Raw genomic sequence first — 26,553 nt, forward strand, 5'->3', positions numbered from 1 at the left:
GGCATGGATCTTGCCGGCTACATCAGCGGCTATCTCACCGGGTACTTTCTGGTCCTGGCCAGGATCGGGTGCATCATCATGTTCATGCCCGGTTTCGGGGAGAGTTACATCCCGTCGCGCGCGAAAATCATGTTCGCTTCGGCGCTGAGCCTCGCCTTGATGCCTGCGACCCCGGTCGGGCCGACCGAGTCAGATGACTATATCCTCCTTGTCACCCTCCTGGCTGCAGAGGTCACCATCGGCATCTGGATTGGCGTGATGTCCCGCACGGTCATGTCGGCGCTGCAGTTCGCGGGCTTCCAGGTCGGTCAGGTCTCGGCACTGGCCAATGCTTTTGCGACGAACAGCGGACCCTTTGCCGGATCGACGATGATCGCAACCTTCCTGACGGTCGCCGGCGTCGCCCTGTTGTTCATCACGAACACGCACCACCTGATGATCCAGTCGATGATCTTCTCGTACGAGGTCTTTCCGCTCGGAGGGGTCATGCTGGGCGACATGGCGGACCAGGCCGCCTATATCACGACGCGAAGCATGTACATCGGGTTCTCGCTCGCAGCCCCTTTCTACATTCTCGGGCTCATGAACAACGTGGCTCTTGGCCTGGCCAACAAGATGATGCCCACCCTGCCCGTCTTCTTCGTGGCCTCTTCGATCCTGATCACCACGGGGCTTTTCCTGTTCGGCATCGCTTCTCCCTTCATGCTGAAGGGGTTCTTCGAGCAGTTCGTGTCCTGGACCACCACCTTGTCATTCGTGGGGGAGTGAAATGTCTGACGAGGACAAGTCCCAGAAGACAGAAGAGCCGACACCGAAGAAGCTCAACGACCAGAGGAAGAAGGGTAACGTCCCTTCCTCCAAGGAGACCGGCAATGCCATGTCGATCTTCATCCTCATGATCATCGTCGTCTATTCGATCCCCGCGGGGATCGGTCCTCTCCGGGATGCACTGGCAGGGGTCTTCGATATCGCCGGGACCGCCGAGATCGGGACACGGCAACAAGGCGTGGCCGACATTGGAAAGGTCTTCGGGTCGCTAATGGACAAGGTCATCGCGATCATCGGGCCAATCTTCGTTCTGATGGCCTTCGCCGCAATCTTCGGCACCATCGTTCAGGGCGAAACCGTGGTCGCCGTCGAGCGTCTCAAGCCCAAGGCCTCCAATATCTCTCCGGCATCCGGTCTCAAGAAGATCTTCGGTGCGGACAACTTCGTGGAATTTCTGAAGAGCCTGCTCAAGGTCGGAACCATCGCGACCATCGCCTACCTCATCATCTCCGATGCGATCATGAGCATCGCTCAGACACGTGGTTTCGTTCCGGAAGTCGTCCTGGCCTTTGCCGGCGACCGCATCGCCTTGATGCTTGTCATCGTGTCCGCGCTGCTCGCACCGGTGGCGGTGGCCGACATCATCTGGAAGCGCCAGCAGTGGATCAAGAAGAACAAGATGTCGATGAAAGAGATCCGCGACGAGCACAAGGACATGGAGGGCGACCCGCACATGAAGAGCAAGCGGGACGAGAAACGCCGGGAGATGTCCAAGAAGCGGATGAAGGAAGCTGTTCCGACAGCCACCGTGGTGCTGACCAACCCGACACACTACGCTGTGGCTCTGAAATACGACATGGCGACGGATCCGGTCCCCACCTGCGTGTTCAAGGGCACTGACATCATGGCAGGAAAGATCCGTGAACTCGCCAGGGAACACGAGATCCCCATCGTGGAGAACCGGCCGCTCGCACGGTCGCTCTATGCTTCGGTCGACATTGATGGCGAGGTGCCAGCGGACCATTGGCAAGCCGTGGCCGAGATCGTTGCCTACGTCATGGATCTGAAAAAGAATATTCGCCGCCGGCCGCCCGAGGGGTCGGAACTGTGCGATGGGTGAACGGGAACATGGAGGACTTCAATTTCGTCGGGACGTCGGCCTTCTCAGGCCAGGCCTGTAACCTGCGGCACGAAGATGTGGGCGGCGATACACTCGTTCAGGCCGACCGGGATGGCGATGGCGTCACCGACTTCGAAATCCAACTGCTCGGAAGTCATGAACTGACGCTAGAAAACTTCGTCCTCTGAAACGAGCTGCTTTTCGAGGAAGGCCGAGAAATGAACACCGCCGCGGTCGAAATGAGAACCGCGGCGGTGTTGACTTTCAGGATGTCCCTGCCCTCGCAATAGGAGGCTCGTTCACTCCAGCCGGATCCCGTTCAGATCCTGGTCGCCTGGAAGCTGCGACCGCTCGTAGATGATTTTGGAGATCGCCTGCGCCCGGACCGGGGTCATTCGGGCAATGATGGGGGCGGCCGACCGCTCCGACATCTGCCCGAGAACCATCACGGTCACCTCGAGGTCGAGGTCATTCATGATGGCCGCGGCTTCGCCGGGCTTCATGCCGGTGTAGACCGACACCAGCCGCTCCAGGTCGCGCGTCTTGGCCGCTTCGATCTTGTCGAGAAGCCCAGTGATCTCGGACTTGAGCTCTTCGAGCTTTGCCGTCTCGATTTCGACCTTGTCCATGGCGAGCTCGGCCTCGGCCATCTTTTCCTCGGCGGCCTTGCGCTGATTTTCGACGATGGCGCGCTCTTCCTCGATGGCGAGGAGCAAGTCCTCCGGGACCTCGCACTGCGTCTCCTGCTCACTCTCGTCTACCCCGTCTTCCGCGGCTCCGTCAGGTGAGGGGTCCTCTTCCGTTGCCATTGCGTAGGCGTTTCCGGTCACGCCGATTTCGGCGACGAAGCTTTCCGAGGTGACTTCAGGCAGGGTCACCGCCGCCTTGGCACTGATGCCGACGGCGGTGACCGTGAGTAGAAGTCGGGGAAGCGTGATCGATGGCCACTTCATTCTGTTGCCCCCGCGTTGTAGAAGTTCTGGATGACCGCTTCCTTGCGCCCTGTCGGCGGGCGCACTGCGGATGGGTCCGCCACCCGGGTTCGACTGCGGGGAATACCATCGATGGCCCGTTCGCGGTGCTCCTGCCGCCAGACGCGGAGCTCCACGTCCTGCGTGACACGCTCGGCGCCTTCCCGCATCTCGCTGACGGCCGTCTTCGATGTATCAATGGCCTTGTTCAATTCCTGCAGCGTGGGGCCCAACGCCTCGACCGTTTCCTTGAAGTCCCGCATGCGACGATAGCACACGACACTGAAAATGATTGAGGCGGACACCGCCACGATGAGTACGATGTCAATCACGGTCGAGAGCATCAGCGAGTTTCTCCTTTGAATAGAGTGTTTCTGTGACCTGCAGGGCCATCATTCCGTTGCGGCGCCGACCGAGATCTCCCATCGCGAGCGGGTTTCCCGCGCAGAGAACCGTTGCCGGCTGGTCGGGTTCGACGTTGAGTTCGATGGTCGATCCCGTCTTCATTCCCAGGACGTCTTCCATCGGCATCTTCATCTGGTGCAGGATCGCGCGGACATCGACATGCGAGTGTTCGATCTCCGCGCGGATATGCTCCCGCCACGCCGGATCGCCGGCGATGTTCTCGCCGTAGAACACAGTCGTCAGCAGTTTGCGAACCGGCTCGATGGTCAGGTAGGGGATGACGAAGTCCACCTTGCCTTTCCGCTTGTCGAGTTCGACATCGAGCTGGACATGGATGGCTGGCGCATTTGGTTGGCCGATGTTGGCGAACTGAGGATTGGTTTCCGTCCGTTCGATATCGAACTCGACCGAGACCAGCTGGGAAAATGCGTTCTTCAGGTCATTGAGGAATACACGGGACAGCGATTTCCCGAGCGTTTGCTCGATGAAGGTGAAGTTGCGGCCTTCCGTCGGAGCCGGATCGGAGTGCCGACCACCCAGCTTGATCTCCAACGCGGCATAGAGAAGCCGTGCGTCGACTCCCATCAGAAGGTTGCCGTCCCAGGGGTTGGCGCGCACGACCGGAAGTAGCCCGGGCACGGGAATACTCGAGATTGCCTCTCCGCATGACATGTAGCGGATGCTGCTGATCGACACGTCCACATTCGCAGCCGTGTAGGCTTTCAGGGAGCTGTTCAGTTCTACGACCATGCGCTCGAAGATGACGTCGAGCATCGGCAACTTCTCGAAGTTGAGCATGGACATGTGGATGATCTGCTCTTCGAAGGTCGAGAACGTCTGTTCCTTCGCCTGCGGGTTCGTACCCATCATGTCGTCGATGTCCGACTGTTGCAGTTCTTCTGCCCCATCTTCGGATACGGTGTCTTCCGCATCCTGGTTCGGGTCGGTCTGCTCGGGTGTGTTTTCTGCGTCCTGCTGTTCTGCCATGGTTTTCTTCACTGGATGATGAGATCCCCGATGAGGATCTCTTGTGGGGCCTGGTTACCGGTGACAGCTTTCGCTCGCTTTAAAAGCTCGCTGCGCAGGCGCACGAGACCGTAGCTGCCCTGCAGATCGCGCTCGTCGAGCTGGCGCAGGTAATCCTGGAAGGAGTCTCGCATGAAGATCTTCTTGTTCTCCAACTCCGTCGCCTCGTCCGGGCCCTGGTCTTCGTAGACCATCGTCAGCTTGATCTTCATGAAACGTGACGTCTTCCGGCCGGAGGCCGTGTAACCCGTGATGTTCACGATCATCTCGTCGAAGTTCAGATACGCGTAGTCGACCGTGTCCTCGGTTTCGGTCTCGTGTGTCTGCTCCGCTGAGTGAGCTTCCTCCGAGGTTCCGGACACCGCGTTCTTCACACCGTCAATGCCCACTGCCGCGACGAGACCACCGGTCAAAGAGGCCCCACCGATCAGGATCAGGAGCGCGAACTTCAAAAGCTTGCCTTTCATGCGCCCCTTGTTCACGTCCGGCGCGTCTTCACCGTCGACTTCCGGGGTATCTGTCGTGTCGTCTTCGCTCATGTCTGCAGGGCCTCCTTCGTGGCGGAAAATATTTCCAACAATAAACCTTGGCGAAAATATACCCGAGTAAGGTTTACAGGCAAATGAAAACGGTCTATTCATGTGCCGTTGAAATAAATCCTTTGAATTTGGTGCTGCCTTGAACTCTATTCTTTCCAATCTTCGCTCCCTGGGCCCGGCGCGTCTCGCCGTGCTGGGAGGTGTCGGGCTGGCCCTCATGCTTGCGCTCTTCTTCGGGGTGCAGCAGGTGACCAAGCCCGTCTACAATACCCTGTACAGCGGGCTGAGCCCGTCGGAAGCATCCGAGATCGTCGGAACCCTGGAGGGGGCCGGCATTCAGGTGGATGTTTCCTCCGACAGTTCAGTCGTGTCCATCCCAAAGAGCGACTTTGCAACCGCGCGGATGATGCTCGCGGAAGCCGGCCTGCCATCCGAGGGAGCCCCGGGTTGGGAGATTTTCGACCAGAGCGGCAACATGGGGATGAATACCTTCCTTCAGCGCGTGAACAGGCTCAGAGCGATGGAAGGCGAACTCGCGCGCAGCATCCAGACGGTGTCCGGCGTCGAGTCTGCGCGCGTTCACCTCGTTCTGCCCGAGCGAGAGGCATTCAGCCGGGACCGGGCGACGCCGAAAGCCTCCGTCGTGGTGCGTACTTCGGCCGCCTACTCCATGGACGAGGAACAGGCGAATGCCATTCGTTTTCTGGTGTCTTCCGGCGTCCCGGATCTCGCGCCCGAGCGCGTCACGGTCATGTCCACCGATGGTGAAATCATCCTGGCGGAAAACGGTGAAGAAGCATCAGCGGAGGCGACGATCCAGTCCGCTCGGACGATGCATGAAGATCGGTTCGAGCGTGACATCGAAAAAATCCTGTCCGCGCGCGTCGGGGCCGGAAACGTGCGAGTGAACGTCGCCGTCGACGTGACAACTCAGCGTCGTGTCGTGGTCGAGGAAAGCTTCGATCCCGAGCAGCAGGTTGTTCGATCCACGGAAACGCAAAGCAGCACCGAAGAGAGCACCTCGAACGAGGGGAACAACGTCAGCGTCGAGAACAATATTCCCGAGAACCTGGGTGGTGGCGGTGGACAGGCCGCCGGATCACAGTCGTCCGCACAGGAAAGCTCGGAGATCGTGAACTACGAGATCGGCAACACCAAGACCGAGACGGTCTACGAGCCCGGAGATATCCGGAAGGTCTCCGTCGCGGTTCTCGTCAACGGCATTTACGACCGTCAGGACAATGGCGAGGTCGAATACACGGAACGTCCGCCGGAAGAACTCGCGCGACTGGAAGAACTGGTCAGGACCGCCATCGGGTTCGAAGAAGGTCGCGGGGACAGTGTGTCGGTCGATAGCCTTCGGTTCATGGATCGCTCCATGGAAATCGGCGACCCGGTGGGAACCTCGCTCCTCGACATCCTCAAGGAAAACGTCATGACCATCCTGAAGTGGCTGTTTGTTCTCCTCGTGGTCGGGCTGGTTCTGGCACTGGGCGTAAAGCCGCTGATCAACAGGATCTTTGCCACTTCGGATCAGACCTCGGATGAGGACGGGATCGAAGCTCCCAACGCAGACGGATCGGAGACTGGTGGCGCGCCCGCACCGGGAAGCCAGACTTCTTCGGAAGGAAGCGACCGTCAGGCGACCCGTGAGGCCCAGGCCGACCAGGGAGACGAAGTCATCGACGTCGTATCCGTTCAGGGCGGCGTGCGTCGAAAGCGGATCTCCAGCCTCCAGAACATGGTGAGCGAAGATCCCGACGAGGCCCTGAAAATCCTCCGTGGCTGGATCGCGCAGGACGGCTGACCATGGAAGCGATTGATCTGTTCTCCAGGGATTTCGACGAGGAAGCCGAAATCGCACGTCAGAGGGCGGAGACCGGCGAGGACCGCGTCTTCGACCTCGCCGAGCACAATGAACTGCTCGAGGCGGCTGTCGCGGCCGCCCGCCAGGAAGCCTACGATCAGGGGGTCTCTGACGGCACGGCAAAGAAGCAGTCGGAAATCGGCCAGACCGCGGCGGAGGCGCTCAAGGAAATCGCCCCGAGCCTGGAAGGGATCCTGTCCGATCTGCCCGCCCACAAGGCCGAGCTGGAACGTCAGATGACCGATCTGGCCTATAATATCGTCACGAAGATCGCGCCCGTCTTCGTGGATGCGCTTGGACCCGAACTGATTGTCCGGACGGTGGCCGAAAAAATGCAGCGGGTCTGTACGGACGAAGCCCTCGAGATCCGGGTCGCCCCGGACGTGCGGCCGCTTGTCGAGCCCCGCATCACCGAACTGAGCGAGGAAACCGGACGCATCCAAATTATCGAGGACCCCGATCTGGAAGCAGCAGATGTCCGGATCGCGTGGCGCAACGGTTTCATGGAGCATCGGGTCAGTGACCTTGTCTCGGATATCGCCGAGATGATGCGGCCTCCGACCGATGATGCCGATGAGACGTCCCCCCAACACGAACCAGAAAAGCCCGAGGAGTAAAGAGCATGGCTGATCAAATGGACTACAAGGAAATCGACGAGACCGCCGAGGCAAATGCCGGTGACGGTGTCCAGGAAGAGCAAGCAACCGCCGAGACGGCCGGCGGCGAGGGTCGCAACGTCGAGGCCATGATGGGTGTCGATATGGATGTCCAGATCGTGCTCGGTGAAACCCAGATGAAAGTATCCGAGCTTCTGAAGCTCAGCCGCGGATCGGTCATCGAGCTCGAGAAGAAGATCGGCTCCCCCGTGGACGTCATGATCAATGACCGCGTCGTGGCACGCGGAGATCTCGTGAAGGTCGGCGACAACAATGTCGGCGTGACCCTGACCGAGATCGTGAAAAACTTCGTGCCCGCGGGCTGACCCTACGATGGCAGCGACCGGCAAAAAGGATGCGCCCTCTCGGCGGGCTGCCTCGCTCGAGGCCCTGGCGGTGCGCCTTGTCGGCCGCTCGCTGGCCGAGGTCGAGCGCGCGGTCATCATCGCGACCGTGGCCTCGGCACGAACGGAACGACAGGCCGCGGAGAGTCTCGGTATTCACCCCAAGACTCTCCGCAACAAGCTTCGCAAATTTCAGGAAGAAAGACTGACCTGACATGAGTATTTTCAGGATCCTTCCGGCGGTCATTTTCGGCGCCGGCATGCTGTTGCTGACCGGCGCCGCCCAGGCCCAGGAAGCTTCCGGTCTGCTGCGCTCGGCCGCAGAGCAACTCACCGACGGCGGCGAGGGGACCACGGAGCTCAGTGGTCGCATCCTGCAGATGATCGCCCTGATGACGGTGCTCAGCATCGCGCCGGGGCTTCTGGTGCTGATGACGAGCTTCACCCGTTTTGTCATCGTCTTCTCGATGCTGAGATCCGCGCTGGGCCTGAACCAGACCCCACCCAACATGGTGCTGAGCTCTCTTGCCCTCTTCATGACGCTCTTCGTCATGCAGCCGGTGATGACCGATGCCTGGGAGGGTGGCCTTCAACCCCTCCTGGAAGACAGCATCACCGAGGAACAAGCTCTCACCCGGGTGTCCGAGCCCTTCAAGGCATTCATGTTTGCCAATACCCGTGAGAAGGATCTCCAACTCTTTGAGGACATGGCCGAGCTGCCGCCTGAGACGGACACCACGCTTGAAAGCGTGGGGTGGCGCGAGCTGATCCCCGCCTTCGTGATTTCGGAGCTTCGCCGGGCCTTCAGCATCGGGTTCTTGATGTACCTGCCCTTCATCGTGATCGACCTGATCGTGGCCTCGGTGCTCATGAGCGCCGGCATGATGATGCTTCCACCGGTGATGATCTCCCTGCCCTTCAAGGTGATGTTCTTCGTGCTCGTGGATGGCTGGTACATGCTCGCGGGTTCTCTCATCCAGGGGTACGTCCCCATGTCCGGAGGATAGGCTATGGAAAAGGACGACTCTTCCCGCCAGAGCGACAAGGTCGACGATTTCCCGCTCGAAGGGTTGGCCGACGAGATTTCAAGCCATCCCCTTGCCGGAAGGATCCACGAGATCGCCCGGGCAAAGGGGATCGAGCTCAACGATCTCGGGGCGATCCGCCAGGTCCTGGACGGGCTGTCCTCGGAAGAGGAAACCGACCCGCGCCTGGTCTTTCTTCTGGGCATGTTCGTGGAGCGCATTCTTCACCACGAGGAAATCGCCTCCATGCAAGAAGACACGGAAACAGATGTCTCCGGCCATTGACGGCCGGGATTTCGCAGCAATTTGTTGAGCAAGGAATTCGAGATGAGCACGACAGTCAGAACCGACATCAAGAAGATTTCAGGATCCGAGAAGGCCGCCATCCTCTTCCTGTGTCTTGGCCAGGAAAGGGGGTCCGAACTGATGAAGCAGCTCGGTGAAACCCAGGTCATGCCGGTCAGCCGGGCCATAGCTGGACTCGGACAGGTCACAACTGATGTCGTCGAGGACGTGATCACTGAATTCGTCGAAGGCATGACCGCCGGCGGTGGCGTCCATGGCAACTTCAACGAGGCCGAGGAATGGCTCAAGTCCTTCTTGCCGGAAGATCAGGCGGACCGGATGATGGGAGAAATCCGTGGCCCTGTGAAGGGCAAGAACATGTGGGCCCGTTTCAGCTCGCTGAACGAGAACGTGATCGCCAACTACCTCCGCCTGGAAAATCCCCAGACCGTTGCGGCGATCCTGTCACAGGTGAAGGCAGACATTTCCGCGAAGGTTCTGCCGCTTCTGCCTGAAGACATGATGCAGGACGTGATCGAACGGATGATCCGGATGGAAGCCGTTCCGCAGGACATGCTGGAAGGCATCGAGACGGCCCTGGAGACCGAGTTCCTGGATTCCGCCGCGAATGTCAGCGGCGTCGACTCCCACGAGCGCATGGCAAACATCTTCAACAAGTTTCCCCCGGAAACCTTCGAGGGGATCTCGGGTAAGCTTGACGGGTCGATGCCCGATGAGCTGGCTCGCATCAAACAGAAGATGTTCACCTTCGATGACCTGGCTCGCATGGACACTCAGAACCTGGGTCGCGTCATTCGCTCCGGTACCGATGGTGCACGTGTTCCGACTGCGCTGAAAGGCGCGAAGTCGGATGTCCGGGATTACTTCCTGCAGTGCCTTCCGGAGCGGTCGCGCAACCTTCTCAAGGAAGAGATGGATTCCCTCGGTCCGGTTCGCATGCGAGACGTTCAAACCGCCCAGGCGGCCCTGGTCGACGTGGCCAAGGAACTGGCCGAGGACGGCGCCATCCAGCTCCCGATGAATGACGACGAGGACGAGATCATCGAATGAGTTCAGGCGGCATCAGGCATGTTGCGGGGTCGATGCCCTTCTCCGCCGGCGGCGAGATCGCGGTCAAGCCGCCGGTCAGCGGAGAGGCGGCCACCAATACCTCGCCGGCCGATCTTCGTGCACTCGCGCGTGCGGGCTGGACCGAGGGGACCGTGAGCGCCCTTTCGGAGAGGGGAACGGTCCAGGTCCAGACCCGTCTGGGGATGATGGCCCTCCAGGTGCGAAACCTAGGTCTCGAAGTCGGGGCCCGCATCATGCTGTCGTATGATGCCGAGACCGGTCGCGTGAATTTTCGTACACCGATGCCTGCAGCTTCCGCGGCCGGCGCCCAGGCCGCGAGCACAGTGCAGGGACAGGCGGCTGGCCAGCAGACGTCAAAGCCGGCTCTGTCTTCCTTCACGCCCACGTCCCTGAACCAGAGCCTCCTGACCACCGGGACGATGGAGAAGGTTGTCGGAGCGCCGCAGTCCACGGATGCCACGATGCGTACGCTGAGTGCGGTCTTTCCCCACAGCAACGCGAATTCCTTTGCTCTCGCGGCAGCCTTGTTCCCGATTGTGGTCCGCGGTGGCACCCTGTCGGGCATCGTGAACCGCAGGACCGGTGCCTACAACGCGGACACGCGGCTGATGGCGCTCGCGCGAAAGATCTCGGCCCGGCCGGTTACGCCGCCGGATGAGGATTTCGGCTACATGAGCTGGAACATGCCCTTTTTCCACGAAGGGGGGACCCGGGACATCGCGTTGACACAGGGCCGCGAAAAATCAATCGAGGCGCCGGACAACGAGATGGTCCGCACCGTTCTCCGGGGGCAGTTCGAGCAGCTCGGGAACGTCTGCGTGGATGTCCTGATGGATGCGGACCTGATCACGGTCGAATGCGCGTCCGAGAACCGTGCGTCCGATGCCCTTATGGCTGACCTCGAGCGCATGGTGAACGTCTTCGGTGCGACGTTCGATTTCAGGATGTCCCTGGTGTTCCGGTGGGGAGAAGACGCGTACGGCCTTGTCCGGCCGCCTGCGCCCTGAGATCATCGATAGATGCTGCTTCCTGAAAATCCTGAAATCGCCCCGATGTCGTAGGTCATCGCGGTAAATCCGCCGCCGCCGAAGCCGACACTCGGGTTCATGAGCTGCAGGATCGGGCTGTTGCCCGCGGCGCTTTGTGGCGGGTTCTCGATGTCCTTGATGAGCGCGTACTTCTCGGTCAGGCGGTCGATTTCCCCGGGCTCCTGAAGCTTCTCGATGTCGTAGGCGTCCTCGAACATCTCCTTCTGCTTGTCGACATCCAGTCGGACGACGTTGTCGGGGATATTCAGGACGGTCCGCATGAAATCGCCAAAGTCCTCGTCGGCCAGGATCTTGTACCAGCTGTCGATCTCGGGCGCCTTCTTTTCGAACTCGAGCACCACGCCGAGCGTCGAGTTCTGATCCGCCGAGTCATCGATGAATTCACGCTCGACATACTTGTCGACCTGTTCCTGGCGCCACTGGCTGGACAGGGTGTTGTAGTTTGTTTCTCCGCCGGCCTGGAAGTCCATCGTCTTGTACAGCTCGGTGATCTTCGGGTCGTTGAGCCTGCGAACGAGGGAGTTCTCGTCGTTGATGTCACTTTCGAAGATCTTCTTCATCATCCCCTTGGCGTAGATCTTGTCCTCCAGGCCGTGGGCCTTCATCATGAAGCTGAAGGTCTCGTAGTTCTCGACGAAGTCATCGATGGACTCGATGTCGGGTGCGTTTTTACGGAAATCCTCGATGGCGCGCTTGTGCACGACCTCGTTGCGAATGCCCTCGAGCTGCTTGTCCTTGGTGTCGTCGATGACTTTCATTGCCATCGGGGTCGACAGGCCGCCAATGTTGATCATGGCTCATATTCCTTTCTTCAATGAAGTATAGATTGTCGGCGACCGACCCGTTGTCAATCCGCCCAGGTAAGGGCGCGGCGCGCGACCAGGACGGCGGGATCCCCGGTGAGCCGTTCCATCTCGCTCGTTTCGACCCATTCAATGGCCGTGGACTCGTTGTTCCGGACAAGACCATCGGAAGGCATGGCTTCGAACAGGAAGCGGATGTCGTAGTGAATGTGAGCGGGCTCGTTCCGGCGGGCCGGGATCTCGTGTGCGTCGATGTCGAAGATGCTGTTCGAAACGAGCCTGATGTCCCCCATCCCCGTCTCTTCCCGGATTTCGCGGCGCGCGACCGCGATGACATCGGTGTTTCCGTCGCAATGACCGCCGGGTTGCAGCCAGCGCCCGAGTTTCCGGTGATGCAGAAGGAGAACCTGTTTTCGATCCGGGGAGACAACGAAACCGGATGCGGTGACATGGCCGCGCCGCATCGTGCGGGAAAAGCCGCCCACTCCCTCGGACGTCAGAAAGAGCGCCGTTCGAAGCGCGGCCGAAGCATCGCGTTTGTGCTGGGCCCGATATGGTCCGACGTGCGGAATCTGAACGTGAAGAGTGGGCGACAGGGTCATGTTCAGCGGTGATCCTCTTCGATCCTGCGCGCCTTGTCGACGGCTTTCAGGGCTCGGTAGAAGTTTCCGATGCTGATGTTGTTGGCCGCCTCGAAAATCTCCGCTTGAGCAGATCCTCCGAGAATGGCCGCCTGTTTCCCGAGGCGTTTGACGATGTCGGGCACGAGGGCTTCGCGTTGTCGGGCATCAATGAGTGCGGTCTGAACGTCGTAGCAGATCTTCCGGAGGGGCGTGGTCGCATCGGCCGGCTCCATCAGCTCGTTGCCACGCAGAACATCTGCCTGGTTCTCGATGGTGATGGACGCCCGTTTCCCGTGGTTCATCATCACGCACCCGTTTACGACGAGGCGCTCTCCCTGGTTCAGGGTCAGCTTCAAGGGCATGTACCGATCCTTATTTTGCCGAGAGTCCGTTGATGATGTTCTGGTTGACCTCGATGAGCGGCGCGATGGTGCCCTCCCCGTTGAGAACCGAGGTGCATTGCTTGTCGACCCACATCGAGAGAGAGATCAGGTCCGCACGAAGTTCCGGAGACAGTTTGTTCTCCTCCGCCATGAGATCCGCCTTGAGCGTGATCCATAGCCTCTGGTTGTCGTAGACGGCTTCCCGAATTTCGTTCGTGATCGCAAATCTGCGCTGCTCGGCAGCATCGAAGTCTTCCTGGACCTGCGTCAGTCTCGTGGTGACCTGGGAGATGATCCTGCGCTCGATATCCCGCGGTGTCTCCGTGTTCTTGATGGTCTTCTTGTATGCAGAAACACTCATTTTTTGGCATTCGCCCCTTCAGTAAGTTCCTGAAAACTATACAGGTGGCCGGTTAAAATGGGATGCAGACGGAAGGGAGGCTCCGAAGTTCCTGAGTTTCGGTCCGGAAAAGAAAAAGGCCCGCCGAAGCGGGCCCAGTTCGTCGCGTTCCGCTGATCGGATCAGCGGAAGAGGCTCATCAGCGACTGCGGCTGCTGGTTCGCCATGGACAGCGACTGGGTTGCCAGCTGCTGCTGGACCTGGAGGGACTGCGAGCGGGCCGCTTCCTCTTCCATGTCCGCGTCGACCATGGCGCCGATGCCGGTGTCGAGGGTGTCCGTCAGGGACTTCAGGAAGTCCTTCTGGGTGTCGACCGACTTCTCGGCCACGCCGAGCGAGGTCGCCGCGTCGATGGCGCTGTCCAGGGCACCCTCGGCGCTGGTCAGAGCGGCATCGAGCGAACCGGCGGTGTTCACGTTGATGTTCGACAGCGTCGACTGGATGGCCGACAGGTTCACCGAGTCGAAGGTGATCGACGTGGTGCCGAAGGAGCCGCCGGCGCGGCTGACACCGGTCACGACGGTCTGCGTCGAGGCGGGGCCGGACACGAGGTCGTTGCCGTTGAAGGTCGACTGGTCGATGGTCGTCTGCACACGGGCGGACAGCTCGTCCAGTTCCTTCTGGACTTCACCGCGGTCGACGGCGTCGGACTGGGCGAAGGCCACGCGCTCGGAGAACTGGCGCGTCAGGTCCTCGACGTTTTCGGCGCCGACGCGTGCGGTGGCGACCGAGTTCTTGGTCAGGGTCAGGCCCTCGTCGATGGACTTGAACATGCCGCTGTCGCCGCCCATGGTCTTCGAGATCGAGAAGTACGCTGCGTTGTCCTTGCCCGAACGCACCTTGAGGCCGGTGCTGATGCGGTCCTGGGTCTCCTGCATGGAGTTGTTCACGCCGCGCATGGTCGACAGGGCGTTCATCGCGGAAGTGTTGGTCAGAAGTGATGCCATTGGGATTTTCTCTCCGTTTCGTTCTTGGCTGCCGCCGTTCTGGCGCTTTGGCTTGTGCCTACGAGCTGCATATTTGGAAGCTCGGTTAACGTGGGGTTTAAGGATTCCGTCGATCCGGAAGAAATGTCGGGATGCCTACCAGGGTGTCGGCGGAGCCCGGGTCCGCCGACACGTGTTTTCAGAGCTTCTCGTCGAAACTCCGCCGTCCGGAGGTCGGATCCCCGAGCTTCCGCCCGGTTTTCTCATACATCCCGTCCAGGGAATGCCGGTTCCGAATGCGCTTTACCTCACGGGCAACCGCCGACGTGGCTGCCGTGATCCGTTCGATCAGGATTCCGTTGGCATCGACCAGCTCCCTGAGCTCGGGGAGTTTCGTCCGCATCTGCGGGAAGTCATCGATGTGGCTTTCCAGGATCGGTTCCACGACAGGTTCATAAATCTCCAGACGATTGTATATTTCGCTCTTGCGGTCGAACAAAGGTTCGAGCTTGTCGATCTCGCCCGCCTCCAGGGCCGCGTTTTCCTCTTCCAATAGCGCCGTCAGTTCGTCGACCGCGGTCTCGAACTTGGTCATTGCACTTTGGTCCCGCTCGTCTAGGTCAGCTGCCATGTTGTTCTCCTGGTGCAGTTGTTTCATCAGGCGTTGCCTGAAGCGCGATTCCTTGGCTCCCATCAGTCGGCCCCTGAAGTGTTGTCGTATGCGCGCATCATGCCCGAGATGCTCTGGGCGATCCCTGTGTCGCCGGACTCTGCCACGGCCTTCGCGTATTCCTGGCTGAGCACGGAGCGCCACATCTTCTCGCCGTGTCCTCCGCCGAAGGGCCCGGACTGCACGGTCTTGAACATCTGATCGAACGACTGGGAGAGGAACATGGCTTCGAACTCCCGGGCCTTTTCGGCCGGGCTCCCTGCCCCGGCTGTTCCGCGAATTGGGATCTGCGGTACTTCAGCGGGTTTGATACTGAAATCTGTCAACGTCTGTCCTTCCGGTGTGTTTCGAGTATGCTCAAATGATTTCCAGGTCCGCGTGCAGCGCGCCCGCGGCCTTGATGGCCTGGAGAATGGAAATGGTCTCTTCCGCACCGACGCCGATGGCGTTCAGGCCGTCGACGAGATCCTGCAGGCTGACGTCCCCGCCTTCCAGGACGACAAAATCAGCATCCGTCTCTTCCACCTCGATATTGGTCTCGGGGACCACGACCGTGGTGCCACCGATTGTGATCGGTTCGGGCTGTTCCACCTGCGGTGTTTCCTCGATGGTCACGGTCAGGCCACCCTGGCTCACGGCGACCCTGTCGATGCGCACATCTGCACCGATGACGATGGTCCCGGATTTTGCATCGATGACCACCTTCGCCTTGGAGTCCGGCGTAATCCGGAGGTTCTCAAGCTCGGCAATCATCAGCGGGATGTCTTCGCGGCCGGCCCGGGACACCTCCACGGTGGTCGGATCCAGCATACGGGCCTTGTCGTCGCCCATGTGGGCATTAATCGTGTCGGCCACTCGCCTGGCCGTGGTAAAATCAGGATTCTGCAGGGCAATGCGCACGGCATTCAGGGAGTTCAGGTCGAAGTCGATCTCCCGTTCCACCGTTGCGCCGTTCTCGATGCGGGCAACGGTGGGGACCCCCTCTACAACGCTGGCCGCATCCCCCTGTGCGGCGAAGCCGGCGACAGTGACCGGCCCCTGCCCCACGGCGTAGACGTTCCCGTCCGCACCAGACAGCGGGGTGACGATCAGGGTCCCGCCTCGCAGCGACGAGGCATCTCCCAGGGAGGACACGACCGTATCAATGGTGGATCCTCGCCTCGCGAATGGCGGCAGGGAAGCGGTCACCATGACGGCCGCGACGTTGTCCGTTTCGATGTCTTCCTGGGAGACGTTTCCGGCGCCGAGTTTCTGAAGCATGCCCTGGACGGACTGTTGCGTGAACGGGCTGCTGCCGGCGCTGTCACCGGTTCCGTTGAGGCCCACGACGAGGCCGTAGCCGACGAGCTGGTTCTCTCGAACCCCCTCGAACGACGCGATATCCTTAATGCGGACCTCTGCCTGGGTTGACATTGTCGTGATGAGAAGTGCTGCCATCGCGACAAGGGCGACGAGCACGGTTCTCACCGGCGTGGAGAAAGTTTGCAGGTGCATGGATGCCTCTTCTGTACTTGCATGTGACCGTACAGAGGATTAATTAATCCTCCGTGAACGTTGATGGATCGGGTCTGTTCTTGCTGTTCGCTCGGAGTTAAAGGATATTTCCCGTTGACTAACCTTATCTTTTCTTTTAGATGTGGCATCACTCGTTTTTATAACGCTTTGAAATAACCTTTTTCAGGAGAACACATGCAGGTTTACTACTTCGAGCCCAATGACGACATCTATGTTGCGACCAGCCGCGAGATGGCGGAAGTCGGCATCGAGGCCATTCGCGTCGAGGAAGACTTCTTCGACATGGACCTCGCCATGCTGGGCCAGGACGGTCACGAAACCAGGGCGGTCCTGATTTCGCACGACGACAAGAACAGCGAGAGGACATTCCGGTTCATCAAGTCGGTCCGTGCCGGCAAGAAGCGCAACGCCAACCCGCTCTTCATCGTCCGCGACTTCAAGTCCTCGAACAGCACCGCGGATATCCTGAATGCCGGCGCAGACGACGTCTTCTCCCGGCCGTTCAAGGGTGTCGAGGTCGCCGCCAGGATCAACAGCGTGAACCGTCGCACGCATGGCCACGTCAGCCCCAGCGTCACCGTGGGGGACATCGTCGCCTACCTCGACGGCCGTGACCCCGAGGTGCATGGCGAACGCATGGAACTCACCGGCCGGGAGCATTCGATCTTCAACTACCTGGCCCTGAACGCCGGCCGCGTGATCACCAAGGACGCGCTCTACGAGTCCGTCTACGGCATGAAAGACACCCCGCCCTACGACAAGGTGATCGACGTCTACATCTGCAAGCTGCGCAAGAAGATCCGCGAGCGGACCGGGAACACCTACATCGAGACCGTCTACGGCCGTGGCTACATGTTCCAGGCGCCCGATACCGGCGAGGAAGCGCCCAGCGTCTCCGACGTCGCCGCCAACATCGAACAGGGCCAGCAGGCCGCAAGTTTCGTCGGACGGTAACCGTCCAAAGGGGCGCCGCTCCTCCTCTCGATCAGGGCCCGCAGACTTGCGCTGCGGGCCCTTTCTTTTCAGAATGGTAGACCTCCAGAAAGGATCAGAAGTGGGCTTCAAGAGTATCGATCCAGCGGATCACGATTGGCACAAGGCGGTCTGGGCCCAGAAGACCGCCATGGTGACCGCCAGACCGGCAGAGGCAGGCGAGCCGGTCATCACGCGGATGACGGACGGGCACATCGAGACCCAGGGCCTTGCCCCCGATGGCGCGATGATCGTCACGAACCCGCGTGGCGAAGAGTACATCGTCGATGCCGAGACCTTCTCGAAACGCTACCAACAACGCGGGAGCGTTTTCACTCCCAGGGCATCTCCCGTCCGGGTCCTGAAGATCGATGAGCATGTCCGGTTTCAGGCGCCTTGGGGTGAGGAGATGCGCATTGCGCGCGGCGTTCTCGTGATGGCCGGTGAGAACGACATCTACGGCATCCAGGGGATCGAGTTCGCCGAGACATACGATCTGCTCGAGGTCCTGCCCAGCGCGTCTTTCGAAGATGCCAGGACGGCCGCGGAAGACCTTCTGGAAGACAAGGCCCGCAGACTTTCAGAACCGAAGCCGTTCGGCGGAGAGATTGTCCGGAAGGCCGCAGAGCTGGTGAAAGGTGTCGAGGTCGATCTCGAGCAGCCGCTTCAGGCAGAAGACGAATAGAGGCTCGGATCCGGTGCTTCAGGGGCCGTCGCCCCGAAGTTGCTCCTCAGGATGGCAAGCCTTTCGACCACGTCAGGATTTGTCATGACGTAGGCAAAGGCCTCATCCCCTTGCGGTCCCGGACGACGTTCGACCACGGTTCCTTCAGGAAACTGACCCAGGCACAGATCGAGACCCTCGTTGAAATAGTAACTCGCGGCCGACCCGTCCGGGAGCAAGGCCAGGGCGCGGACCATCGGGAGACCGATCTCGTCGTGGACAAGACATGCCGTGACCGCACATTGTCCGGTGCACGGCATGTCGGGAGTCCAGGTGTCCGGGTCCATAGCCGTATCCCGGCTCCAGGAGCGTCGGATGCGTTTCTCGATCCCGGTCAATCGGTCAGCCTCAGCCCATGAAATTCAGGAAGGAGAGCTGGGAGATCTTCGCCGTGACGCTGTAGGTCGCCTCCAGTTGGGTCTCGAGCGCAGACATGCGGGAAGCGGCCTCGTAATGGTCCACACCTTCGAGAGCGACAATCCGGTTGTTGTAGATCCCCTTCTTGTCCTCTTGCTGGGTGATGATCTCGTCGAGGGACTCCCGCTTCTTGCCGATATCGGCCTGCTCGACGCCGAGTTTCTTGATGCCGCTGGCCATCGAGTTGATGGCCTCGTTCATCCAGGCATCGTAACCGGCAGCATTGTCGATCTCTGCCGGGTCCAGCCCTGCGATCATCGACACCCCTTTCAGGATCTCGGTGAAGGCCGGATCGTTGGCCTGCTTTCCGTATTCGATTTTCTGATCATCGGCGACGATGGCATTGATGCGCTTGTTCGGGTTTCCGCCGGCATCCTCAAGGGGCATGCCCTTGAAGAAGGTTCCCTCAAAGTTGCGGTCTGGGTTCACCGTGTTCGAGCTGTCGAAGATCGCATCGAGTTCGGCAATCTTGGTCGCAGCATCTGCTGGGGAGGCAATGTTGGTCCCCACGATCCCCTCGACGACCCCTTGCGGCGAGTAGCCGGTCTCGTTGTTGGTTTCCGAGTAGGACTGCACCGGCGTGCTGTTCGCATCGATCCCCGCGAAAAGATATTCGCCGTTGTAGTTGACGTTCAGGTGCGATGTCAGGGCGTCCAACGTGGCTTTCGCCTCAGCCTGCAGGGCGTCCACCGTTGGCGCCGGGCTCGATGCGTTGGTCACCGCCAGGTCCATCATGGACTGGGCCTCGTTCCTGAAGTTGTCCATGGTCCCGGAAAGCAGCGATAGCTTGCTCTCCAGAACCTTGTTGCCGGTGATGTAGCCTTCCGTCTTGTCCATCGCGTTTCGGAACGCGATGGCCTGCGAGGACTGCATACCAAGGTCCTTGGCGATGTCTGCCTTGTACCCGGTGGACAGTTCCTGGCCGACCTGCTCGAGTTCGGCCCGGCTGCGTTCGACGAAACGGCGGGCGGTCAAGTTTGAGTGCAGCGTGGACAGGTTTGGGATCATGTTCGTCATGGCGATTATCCTTCAGACAATGTTGATGAGCCTGTCCATCATATCGGACACGCTCGTCATGATTTTCGAGTTCGCGGCATAGCTCTGCTCGATCAGGATGAGCTTCTGGAGTTCGTCATCGACGTTCACGCCCTGCTTGCTCAGCCTCGATGTCTCGATGGACTCGGCCGCCGTTCGCGCGACCGAGTAGGACTTCTCCGCGCCGGTCCGCTCGGTCTGCTGCGCGGCAACCAGATTGTTCGCGTAGGACTTGATGCTGATGTCCGTCGGAAGCTCGGTCGCGGACGAGAAGCTGCGCGGATCGTTCAGGCCATCGATGAAGCCTTCGATGGTCGAGGAGTCACCGGACGGCCCCGGAGAGGTTGCCCCGACGCCATCGCGCAGGCGGTAGAGGGATCCGCCCTGGTCTGGGTCGACGGCGGCATTCACGCTGATGCGGGACGCCAGGCCGTCGATGTTCGCGGAGTTGTACGCCGCGGCGGATCCATCGTCGGTGAACAGCCCCGCGTCGCCGGCGGCTCGGCTGGGATCGTTGTCCTCGAAGCTCTGGATGATGCCGGCCGCCATCTCGTCCAGCTGCCGCTGGAATTTCGGCATGACGTCCTGCTTCAGGGTCATGAGGCCACCAAGCCGACCGTTCTCGAAGCCGCGGATGCCCGGAGCACCCGGTGTGATTTCCTGGTTTCCGGCCATCAGCACACCGTTGCCCTGGTTGAACGTGACCCGGCTGACCTCGTCCTTCTCGACGAGGGGCGCGCCGCCTGCGGTATAGATGCTGACACGCCCGTCCGGCCCGCGCTGGGCTCGGATATCCAGCGTCTCCGCGGTGCTGTCGATCAGGCGATCCATCTCGTCCAGCGTTTCGGTCCAGTCCAGCGTCTCGGGCTCCTGGCGCAGGATCCGCTGGTTCATCTCGGTCATCTTGTGCAGCGTCTCGTTGAGGTCACTGACCTCGTACTTGATCTCCTGGTCGATGCCGTTGCGCACCTGGCCCAGGGTCTCGGAGGCCGAACGGATGCTGTAGGCCATGTCCTTGGCCGAATTCAGGGTCGCGCCGAGAACGCTGGTGTCGCCGGGGTTGTTGGCCAGCGTGACCAGGTCTTCCTCGAAATCGCCGAGCCGGCTCGCCGGGCTCTGCTCGTCATTGGGCTGGCCGAGGAAGGCCGTGTACTCGTCGATCCCTTCGTAGATTGTCTTCTCCCGCTCCATCTTGGCGGATTCCAAACGGTACATGCGGTTGATGGACTCGTTCACTTCGCGGGAGATCTCGCTGACGTGCACGCCACCGCCATAAGGGGAGCGCGTCGAGAACTGGATGTCCTTCCGAACGTATCCTTCGGTGTTCGCATTCGAGATGTTGCGGGCGGTGGTTTCCGACCATTTCTGGTTGGCACGAAGTCCGCTCGATCCTGAAAATAGTGCTGCAGTAAGGCTCATTTATGAAATCTCCCGGTTGCCGGAGGCGCCTCAGCGCCTCCGGGGAGCGGTCATTACCGCTTGATGTTGGTGGTTTCCTGCAGCATCTCGTCGGCCGTCGTGATGATCTTGGCGTTCGACGAGTAGGCGCGCTGCGTCTGGATGAGGTCAGTCAGCTCCTCGGCGATGTCCACGTTCGACCGCTCGAGCGAATTCGACACGATGGAGCCCGAGGTTCCGGAGTTGGCCGTCGTCAGCGACATGTCCCCGGAGGTCTGCGAGATCTCGAAGGCATTGCCATCCACCGGCGTCAGGCCGTTCTCGTTGGGCACGTCGGCCAGTGGGATCTGGAACAGGTCCTTCCGGGTCCCGTTGTCGAAGATCCCGGTCACTCGGCCGGCTTCGGAAATCTCGGTCCGCACGAGCGAGCCGGCGGTCGAGCCGTCAGCGGTGGTCTGTGGCGGCGTGTAGTCACCCGCGAACTGGGTCATGCCGTCGGTCGTTCCCGGCTCGCCGACATCCACGGTCACCACCGAGTTCGTGGCACCGTTGTTGATGGAGATCGATGCCTGGCCTGTGGTCGTGTCGAAGTTGAAGGTCTCCGAGGCCATCGACATGTCGGTCACGTTGGAATAGCTCGCGACGCCGCCTGAGTTCGGTCCGCTGTCATCGAAGGTGACGTCGACAGACCCGTACGGGTTCCCGTTTTCATCATCCATCTGGAGCGTCCAGGTGTTGTCGGTGGTCGTCGGCTGCCAGGAGAAGGTCATCTTCCCCTTTTCACCGAGGGGCGAATAGATATCGGTGGAGTGCAGGAACGGTGATCCGGGGGATGCGACGCCGGTAGCTTGCGCCGGCATGTTGCCGGAGATCTCCACGCTCGTGGTCGCGGCGGCCTGCATTTCGACGTCCATGACGTTCACCGGTGCCATGTCGGCGAAGGAATTCCGATCCACAAGGCCGATCTCGCCGTTGTCGCCATACTCGTATCCTTGCAGATAGTATCCGGCGGCGTTCACCAGGTTGCCATTCTCGTCGGGAGTGAAGGAGCCGGCCCGGGTCAGCTTGAAGTTGGCTTCGTTGGTCTCGTTCGGGTTGGGCGCCACGACGAACATGCCTTCGCCGGCGATGTACAGGTCGGTGCCGCTGGAGGTCGACCGGAAGCCGCCCTGCGAGGCGATGTCGTTGCCCTCGGCGGCGCGCACGCCGGACGGTGCCCCTGCAGAAGCGGTTGTCGTCACCATCTCGGCGAAGCCGCGCTTGTAGCCGACCGTGTTGGCATTCGAGATGTTGCTGGAAATGGCGCCGACCTTCGTGCCATTGGCCGAAAGGCCGCTGATACCGACCTGCATTGCCGTGTTGATTGTCATGTGCTCACATACTCCTTGCGAATTCACGTGTTCCCGTCAAACCTACATGACGGTATTTATTCTTTAGTTAAGCCGTGAGCTTTGCGAAGTAGTCGCGAGCACCTGTTCTTGCAAATCTATCGGGTGACAATGAAGGTAATCCGACGGTTTCGGGCGTCATCGGGACGGTCTGGAAGCAGCAAATCGGTGGCGGCCTTCCCCTCGACGCTTTCGATCTGATCTGGCTCCAGCCCTGCTTCGATGAGGGCACGCCGGGCCGCGTTGGCACGATCCGCCGAGAGCTCCCAGTTTCCGTAGTCGTTTCCGCCGAACCGGGTGCTGTCGGTGTGCCCGGTGATGGCGATACGATTGGGAATGTTCTTCACGACGTCACCGAATAGATCGATCATCGAAACCGCCTCGGGCGTCAGATCGGTCGAGCCCTGTGGGAACATGGAGTACTGTTCCTGGTCCACGAACTGGATCCTGAGCCCTTCGGTCACCTCGTCCACGATGATCTGTTCGGCATACTCCCTGAAAATCGGAGCGTTGTTTTTCAGGATCTCGAGCTGGTCCGCGAGGGCGCGAAAATCAGAGTCCGCGTCGACCGCGGTGCCCTGCTCCGTCACGTTCTCTGCCTCCTGGGATTGCTCGGCACGGGCCAGGAGATCGTCGTATTCTTCCCTGGTTAGCTCGACCATGTCCCAGTGGGCAAAGCTGTCGTCGTCTTCCGGCACGTCGACCGGCGGATCCTGATTTTCCTCGTCTTCGCGGGCCGTGATATCTTCGCCGCCGGCCTTCCCGCCGTCGGCAATGGAAATGATCCCGGTGTCGACTTCGACCGCCTGGGAAGCGTCTTCGTCCTGGTACGGGTTGAAGTATTCGGAGATCCGGTTCCGATCTTCCTGTTCCGTGGTGTTGACCAGCCACATCAGCAGGAAGAAAGCCATCATGGCCGTAACGAAGTCCGCGTAGGCAACCTTCCAGCTGCCATGCTGGGATCGCTCATGCGATCCACGCCGCCGCGGCTTGCGAATGATGGTCGGCTGTTTGGGGTCACGCAGTGCCATCGGTCAGACGTTGATCCCGGTCTTCTTGGCAGCCTCGTAGGTCGCTTTTTCCACTTCCTCGAACGCCGGGCGCACATCGGCAGAGATAGTCTTGCGTCCGTATTCCGCGCAGATCTGAGGCGGGTAGTCATTGAGGAAGGCGATGATCGAGGTCTTGATCGCGATGTAGTAGGCCAGTTCCTGTTCCCCGCGGGCTCGAATGGCGTTGGCCAGGGGGCCGACCACGCCGTAGCTCAAGAGCACGCCCAGGAAGGTTCCCACAAGCGCGCCCCCGATGAGCATGCCCAGAACCTCGGGTGGCTGATTGATCGATCCCATGGCCTTGATGACGCCCAGGACCGCGGCGACGATACCAAGCGCCGGCAGGCTGTCGGCCACCGTATACAGGGCATTCGGCACACGGTTGAGTTCCCGTTCGATGGAATCGAGCTCCGTGTCCAGAAGAGCTTCCATTTCGTGGCTCTTGGAGGACCCCAGGAGGAACAGGCGGAAGTAGTCGGCGATGAAGCGCACGTTCCTGGGGTTCTGGCTGACAAGAGGAAACTTCTTGAAAAACGAGCTCCTGTTCGGGCTGTCGAGGTCCTTTTCGATTTTTCGGAGGTCATCCTTGCTGACCTTGAACAGCATGTAGAGCAGCGAGAACATCTCGAGGTACTCGGCCTTGTTGTACGGCTTGCCGCGCAGCACACTGCGGCAGGCCTTGAAGGTATCCCTCAGGACGGACTTCGGGTTGGCAATCACGAAGGCACCGAGCGCGGCGCCGATGATGATGACAAGCTCCCAGGGCTGCCAGAGAACCCAGAGATTGCCACCCATGGCGGCGAAGCCGCCAAGGACGCTGCCGAAAACCAGAATGAAACCCAGAAGTGCGAACATGGAAGGTTGCCTCGTTGTCTAAGGAGGCACCTGCTCTCGTTCAATTAAAGGCTGATTAGCGCATGCAGGCGCCAATCCGCCTTCTCGCCTCTTACTCGCCCGGCTCCATCGAGGCGTTGATAGCCTCGATGGCCTGCGTGGCGCGGTCGATCCTTGCATCGGCGTTGTCCCGTTTCAGGGGGCTCAGAGGCGCTGATGCGTAGATCATTCCGGACGCAATGTCGCGGAAGGCATCGCTTTCGAAGAGATCGGGATACGCCTCGAGAACAGACTGGGCGGTCGATGGTTGGTCCGCTCGGTGCGATGCGAGAAGAAGACGCACCGCGTCCGCCCGTGTCATCTCGTCGGGATGTGTGCTCCGGAGCTCTTCAAGCATGGCCACGGCTTCTCTCCACTGTGTCTTGAACGCGTAGGCATCCGCCTTCATTCGCAGAAGACGTGGCGTCCGCGTTTCCGGCTGAACGGCCAGAACCTCGTCTTCGTCTCCCAGGTTGGCATGTGCTTCGGCCTTGAGTTCGAGAGCCCTGTCCCGGATATCGGGAACCTCAGAGGCCACCGGTTCTTCCAGAATACCGAGAGCCCGCTCAAACTGGCTGCCCGCGACGAGGGCTTCCGCCTGGTTCAGGTAGGCACGGCTCACCGTCAGCTTGTCGACCGGGATGATATCGAGATCCCGGGCCACGTCGAGATGATCGGCGATATCCCGATACTCGTTCGCGGCCGCACTGGTGGCGCCTTTTCCCCTCAGGGTTTCGGCGTACATGCCGTGAGCGACATCGAAGCCCGGAAAGTAGCGATAGGGCCCGACAAGCTGACGGTGCGCAGCGGCGAATTCGGACAGGGAAATCTCGCCGGACTGCCCCTTCTCGTAAAGGTCCATCAACAGGTCCCGTGCGGGGGACCGATACGCGTTGCTCTCCTCGGAGTGCGGGAAGCCGCGGAACATCTTCGAGATCGCGAGAAGGGCCTGGACGGGACGGTCGAGATCTTTCGAAACTTCGAAGAACCGCTCAAGGGCCTGGATTTCCAACTTGTCGCCCTGCCACAGGGGGATGCTTTCTCTCAGGAACCTCTCGGCATCCTCCAGAGGCATTGCACCTGTTTCCAGTCCGATATCGACGATGGCAAGCCGCGCGCGCTGGGCATAGGCATCTTCCCCCAGCGACGCCTGGCGGAAGGCGTCGAACGCATCGAGTGTCCGTCCGATCCGCTTCGCCGCGCGCCCGATCAGGAAATGGTAAGCTGGCGTGTCCTTCATGTCCGGATGTTCGTCGAAATGCTCCGCGACCGTACGGGCGAGCGACCAGTTCCCGGTCTCGATAGCCCCCTCCAGGATGCGCTTCAGATAGGCTTCCTTGTGTACGTCGGGCTGCTGTTGAAGATGCCGGAATGCCCCCTCCAGGAATGGCTCGGCGGCTGCGTAGTCATCCCGGGACAGGTGTCGGACGGCATTCCAATAGTCGAACCCCGGCCAGTCCGCGTATGCCTCATCGTCGAGGATCCTGAACTCGCTCGACAGACTGCCCGATGCCGCCGTCAGGGCGTCCGAGACGGCGTCGAGTTGAAGGGCATCCGTCTCGGGCAGTGCGGCGCGCGGGATTTCTTCCATTGCCGAAAGGCCCTCCGGCACCATCAGGTGCGAGAGCAGGAAGGTCCCGAGATCCAGTCGAACGCGCATCCGTTCGATGACATTGTCGGATTGCCGCGCAAGTTCGGACATCAGCCGGCTCCGGTCGTCGGAAAAATCGGCGCGCGCATGTTGATCCAGGTCGAGCCGCTCCGGCATGACCGGGGGAGCAGGCTCAGGCTCAGCGGGCACCTCGGTCTGCGCCGGAGAGACCGCATCCAGGGAGTAGTCGGAAACCTTGAGGTCCGCGCCCCCTGCCCGGCTGCCGTTTTCCGTGTCATCGGCAGACGCGGTATCCGGGGCATTGTTCCCTGATCCGTCGGTCGCAGTTCTTGTCGAGGACTGGCTCTCGTGGTCGCGCTGAATAGATGCAGGCGAATTTGGCTGCTTTGATGGATTGGAAAGGCTTTCCGCTTTCCTTTCGCGGATATCCTGTTCTGATAGGACGTCCGGCTTGGGGATCGGCTTGGGGGTCAGAGCGGTGAACAACCCATCCGGACGTGGAACAGGCCGAAGACTCGTAAGCGGGGGTTCCGCGAGCGCGGATGAGCTCATCAGCGCGATGAGCGCCGCAGTGTAGAAAGGCTTTGCTGTGGACATGTCTGCAAGATTATCTGG

General features: G+C 60.5%; 32 protein-coding genes. 13 read left to right on the forward strand and 19 right to left on the reverse strand.

Annotation, left to right across the window (positions count from 1 at the left end):
• The first annotated feature begins 3 nt into the window (after positions 1 to 3).
• From SALMUC_RS20345 to SALMUC_RS20355, 3 genes are read left to right on the forward strand one after another with little or no spacing between them, the layout of a single operon-like run.
• A complete protein-coding gene (locus SALMUC_RS20345; RefSeq protein ID WP_020040050.1) occupies positions 4 to 768 on the forward strand; it encodes a flagellar biosynthetic protein FliR in 765 nt (254 codons plus the stop codon).
• A 1-nt stretch (position 769) separates the two neighbouring features.
• Positions 770 to 1,888, forward strand: coding sequence for an EscU/YscU/HrcU family type III secretion system export apparatus switch protein (locus tag SALMUC_RS20350; protein ID WP_020040049.1), 1,119 nt, complete (start codon positions 770 to 772; stop codon positions 1,886 to 1,888).
• 8 nt (positions 1,889 to 1,896) lie between these two features.
• The gene (locus tag SALMUC_RS20355) at positions 1,897 to 2,076 is read left to right on the forward strand and encodes a hypothetical protein (RefSeq protein ID WP_020040048.1); all 180 of its coding nucleotides are present in this window, start codon (positions 1,897 to 1,899) and stop codon (positions 2,074 to 2,076) included.
• 111 nt (positions 2,077 to 2,187) lie between these two features.
• Here SALMUC_RS20355 and SALMUC_RS20360 read toward each other — a convergent pair whose 3' ends face one another.
• The 4 genes from SALMUC_RS20360 to SALMUC_RS20375 are packed head-to-tail and all read right to left on the reverse strand — an operon-like array spanning position 2,188 to position 4,829.
• The gene (locus SALMUC_RS20360) at positions 2,188 to 2,841 is read right to left on the reverse strand and encodes a MotE family protein (protein WP_020040047.1); all 654 of its coding nucleotides are present in this window, start codon (positions 2,839 to 2,841) and stop codon (positions 2,188 to 2,190) included.
• On the reverse strand, positions 2,838 to 3,203 hold the full coding sequence (locus SALMUC_RS20365; RefSeq protein ID WP_020040046.1) for a hypothetical protein: 366 nt from the start codon (positions 3,201 to 3,203) through the stop codon (positions 2,838 to 2,840). Before SALMUC_RS20365 ends, SALMUC_RS20360 begins: the two co-directional genes overlap by 4 nt.
• Entirely contained in the window at positions 3,184 to 4,251 is a 1,068-nt protein-coding gene (locus tag SALMUC_RS20370; RefSeq protein WP_156883581.1) for a FliM/FliN family flagellar motor switch protein, read from the reverse strand. Before SALMUC_RS20370 ends, SALMUC_RS20365 begins: the two co-directional genes overlap by 20 nt.
• 8 nt (positions 4,252 to 4,259) lie before the next feature.
• Positions 4,260 to 4,829: a flagellar basal body-associated FliL family protein gene (locus SALMUC_RS20375; RefSeq protein ID WP_020040044.1), complete on the reverse strand. Its 570-nt coding sequence runs from the start codon at positions 4,827 to 4,829 to the stop codon at positions 4,260 to 4,262.
• A gap of 139 nt (positions 4,830 to 4,968) precedes the next feature.
• Here SALMUC_RS20375 and fliF point away from each other — a divergent pair, with 139 nt between their 5' ends.
• Genes fliF through SALMUC_RS20415 form a run of 8 tightly spaced genes read left to right on the forward strand, consistent with a single transcriptional unit; the run spans position 4,969 to position 11,105 of the window.
• Complete coding sequence (gene fliF / locus SALMUC_RS20380; RefSeq protein ID WP_037372472.1) at positions 4,969 to 6,636, forward strand: flagellar basal-body MS-ring/collar protein FliF; 1,668 nt, start codon at positions 4,969 to 4,971, stop codon at positions 6,634 to 6,636.
• Between the two features lie 2 nt (positions 6,637 to 6,638).
• Positions 6,639 to 7,313 (forward strand): FliH/SctL family protein, encoded by a 675-nt coding sequence (locus SALMUC_RS20385; RefSeq protein ID WP_020040042.1) that lies wholly within the window; start codon positions 6,639 to 6,641, stop codon positions 7,311 to 7,313.
• Positions 7,314 to 7,318: 5 nt separating this feature from the next.
• Positions 7,319 to 7,678 carry a FliM/FliN family flagellar motor switch protein gene (locus tag SALMUC_RS20390; protein ID WP_021120729.1) on the forward strand — a complete coding sequence of 120 codons (360 nt, stop codon included), beginning with the start codon at positions 7,319 to 7,321 and terminating at the stop codon, positions 7,676 to 7,678.
• 7 nt (positions 7,679 to 7,685) lie between these two features.
• Positions 7,686 to 7,910 (forward strand): helix-turn-helix domain-containing protein, encoded by a 225-nt coding sequence (locus SALMUC_RS20395; RefSeq protein WP_020040040.1) that lies wholly within the window; start codon positions 7,686 to 7,688, stop codon positions 7,908 to 7,910.
• A 1-nt stretch (position 7,911) separates the two neighbouring features.
• Positions 7,912 to 8,703 (forward strand): flagellar type III secretion system pore protein FliP, encoded by a 792-nt coding sequence (gene fliP / locus SALMUC_RS20400; protein ID WP_020040039.1) that lies wholly within the window; start codon positions 7,912 to 7,914, stop codon positions 8,701 to 8,703.
• Positions 8,704 to 8,706: 3 nt separating this feature from the next.
• Complete coding sequence (locus SALMUC_RS20405; RefSeq protein ID WP_020040038.1) at positions 8,707 to 9,006, forward strand: hypothetical protein; 300 nt, start codon at positions 8,707 to 8,709, stop codon at positions 9,004 to 9,006.
• A 42-nt stretch (positions 9,007 to 9,048) separates the two neighbouring features.
• On the forward strand, positions 9,049 to 10,077 hold the full coding sequence (locus tag SALMUC_RS20410) for a flagellar motor switch protein FliG (protein WP_021120731.1): 1,029 nt from the start codon (positions 9,049 to 9,051) through the stop codon (positions 10,075 to 10,077).
• Positions 10,074 to 11,105, forward strand: a complete 1,032-nt coding sequence (locus SALMUC_RS20415) for a hypothetical protein (RefSeq protein WP_020040035.1) — start codon at positions 10,074 to 10,076, stop codon at positions 11,103 to 11,105. The genes SALMUC_RS20410 and SALMUC_RS20415 overlap by 4 nt, the downstream gene beginning before the upstream one ends.
• Before the next feature lie 2 nt (positions 11,106 to 11,107).
• Here the strand turns inward: SALMUC_RS20415 and SALMUC_RS20420 are convergent, their stop codons facing one another.
• The 8 genes from SALMUC_RS20420 to SALMUC_RS20455 all read right to left on the reverse strand — a co-directional run bounded on the left by SALMUC_RS20420 (position 11,108) and on the right by SALMUC_RS20455 (position 16,446).
• The gene (locus SALMUC_RS20420; protein WP_020040034.1) at positions 11,108 to 11,941 is read right to left on the reverse strand and encodes a DUF1217 domain-containing protein; all 834 of its coding nucleotides are present in this window, start codon (positions 11,939 to 11,941) and stop codon (positions 11,108 to 11,110) included.
• 53 nt (positions 11,942 to 11,994) lie between these two features.
• Positions 11,995 to 12,552 (reverse strand): NUDIX hydrolase, encoded by a 558-nt coding sequence (locus tag SALMUC_RS20425; protein ID WP_021120733.1) that lies wholly within the window; start codon positions 12,550 to 12,552, stop codon positions 11,995 to 11,997.
• Positions 12,553 to 12,554: 2 nt separating this feature from the next.
• Complete coding sequence (locus SALMUC_RS20430; protein ID WP_020040032.1) at positions 12,555 to 12,935, reverse strand: flagellar biosynthesis repressor FlbT; 381 nt, start codon at positions 12,933 to 12,935, stop codon at positions 12,555 to 12,557.
• A gap of 10 nt (positions 12,936 to 12,945) precedes the next feature.
• A complete protein-coding gene (gene flaF / locus SALMUC_RS20435; protein ID WP_020040031.1) occupies positions 12,946 to 13,317 on the reverse strand; it encodes a flagellar biosynthesis regulator FlaF in 372 nt (123 codons plus the stop codon).
• Between the two features lie 161 nt (positions 13,318 to 13,478).
• The gene (locus SALMUC_RS20440; RefSeq protein ID WP_020040030.1) at positions 13,479 to 14,303 is read right to left on the reverse strand and encodes a flagellin N-terminal helical domain-containing protein; all 825 of its coding nucleotides are present in this window, start codon (positions 14,301 to 14,303) and stop codon (positions 13,479 to 13,481) included.
• A 178-nt stretch (positions 14,304 to 14,481) separates the two neighbouring features.
• On the reverse strand, positions 14,482 to 14,976 hold the full coding sequence (locus tag SALMUC_RS20445) for a hypothetical protein (RefSeq protein WP_156883582.1): 495 nt from the start codon (positions 14,974 to 14,976) through the stop codon (positions 14,482 to 14,484).
• Positions 14,976 to 15,278: a rod-binding protein gene (locus tag SALMUC_RS20450; RefSeq protein ID WP_156883583.1), complete on the reverse strand. Its 303-nt coding sequence runs from the start codon at positions 15,276 to 15,278 to the stop codon at positions 14,976 to 14,978. Before SALMUC_RS20450 ends, SALMUC_RS20445 begins: the two co-directional genes overlap by 1 nt.
• Positions 15,279 to 15,309: 31 nt before the next feature.
• Positions 15,310 to 16,446 (reverse strand): flagellar basal body P-ring protein FlgI, encoded by a 1,137-nt coding sequence (locus SALMUC_RS20455; RefSeq protein ID WP_020040027.1) that lies wholly within the window; start codon positions 16,444 to 16,446, stop codon positions 15,310 to 15,312.
• Between the two features lie 195 nt (positions 16,447 to 16,641).
• Here SALMUC_RS20455 and SALMUC_RS20460 point away from each other — a divergent pair, with 195 nt between their 5' ends.
• On the forward strand, positions 16,642 to 17,421 hold the full coding sequence (locus SALMUC_RS20460; protein WP_020040026.1) for a response regulator transcription factor: 780 nt from the start codon (positions 16,642 to 16,644) through the stop codon (positions 17,419 to 17,421).
• Between the two features lie 100 nt (positions 17,422 to 17,521).
• Positions 17,522 to 18,124: an AbrB/MazE/SpoVT family DNA-binding domain-containing protein gene (locus tag SALMUC_RS20465; RefSeq protein ID WP_020040025.1), complete on the forward strand. Its 603-nt coding sequence runs from the start codon at positions 17,522 to 17,524 to the stop codon at positions 18,122 to 18,124.
• Here the strand turns inward: SALMUC_RS20465 and SALMUC_RS20470 are convergent.
• From SALMUC_RS20470 to SALMUC_RS20500, 7 genes are all read right to left on the reverse strand, one after another.
• The gene (locus SALMUC_RS20470; protein WP_425414320.1) at positions 18,106 to 18,501 is read right to left on the reverse strand and encodes a YunG family protein; all 396 of its coding nucleotides are present in this window, start codon (positions 18,499 to 18,501) and stop codon (positions 18,106 to 18,108) included. The two genes, SALMUC_RS20465 and SALMUC_RS20470, sit on opposite strands and share 19 nt — an antisense overlap.
• 10 nt (positions 18,502 to 18,511) lie before the next feature.
• Positions 18,512 to 19,597: a flagellin N-terminal helical domain-containing protein gene (locus SALMUC_RS20475; RefSeq protein ID WP_020040023.1), complete on the reverse strand. Its 1,086-nt coding sequence runs from the start codon at positions 19,595 to 19,597 to the stop codon at positions 18,512 to 18,514.
• 12 nt (positions 19,598 to 19,609) lie between these two features.
• Positions 19,610 to 21,034, reverse strand: coding sequence for a flagellar hook-associated protein FlgK (flgK, locus tag SALMUC_RS20480; protein WP_021120735.1), 1,425 nt, complete (start codon positions 21,032 to 21,034; stop codon positions 19,610 to 19,612).
• 53 nt (positions 21,035 to 21,087) lie between these two features.
• Positions 21,088 to 22,383, reverse strand: a complete 1,296-nt coding sequence (locus SALMUC_RS20485) for a flagellar hook protein FlgE (RefSeq protein ID WP_020040021.1) — start codon at positions 22,381 to 22,383, stop codon at positions 21,088 to 21,090.
• A 116-nt stretch (positions 22,384 to 22,499) separates the two neighbouring features.
• Positions 22,500 to 23,432: a flagellar motor protein MotB gene (locus SALMUC_RS20490; protein ID WP_020040020.1), complete on the reverse strand. Its 933-nt coding sequence runs from the start codon at positions 23,430 to 23,432 to the stop codon at positions 22,500 to 22,502.
• A 3-nt stretch (positions 23,433 to 23,435) separates the two neighbouring features.
• Positions 23,436 to 24,308, reverse strand: a complete 873-nt coding sequence (motA, locus tag SALMUC_RS20495) for a flagellar motor stator protein MotA (protein ID WP_020040019.1) — start codon at positions 24,306 to 24,308, stop codon at positions 23,436 to 23,438.
• 91 nt (positions 24,309 to 24,399) lie between these two features.
• Entirely contained in the window at positions 24,400 to 26,535 is a 2,136-nt protein-coding gene (locus tag SALMUC_RS20500; RefSeq protein WP_156883584.1) for a hypothetical protein, read from the reverse strand.
• Between the last annotated feature and the right edge of the window lie 18 nt (positions 26,536 to 26,553).

This window comes from Salipiger mucosus DSM 16094, from assembly GCF_000442255.1.
GTDB lineage: Bacteria > Pseudomonadota > Alphaproteobacteria > Rhodobacterales > Rhodobacteraceae > Salipiger > Salipiger mucosus.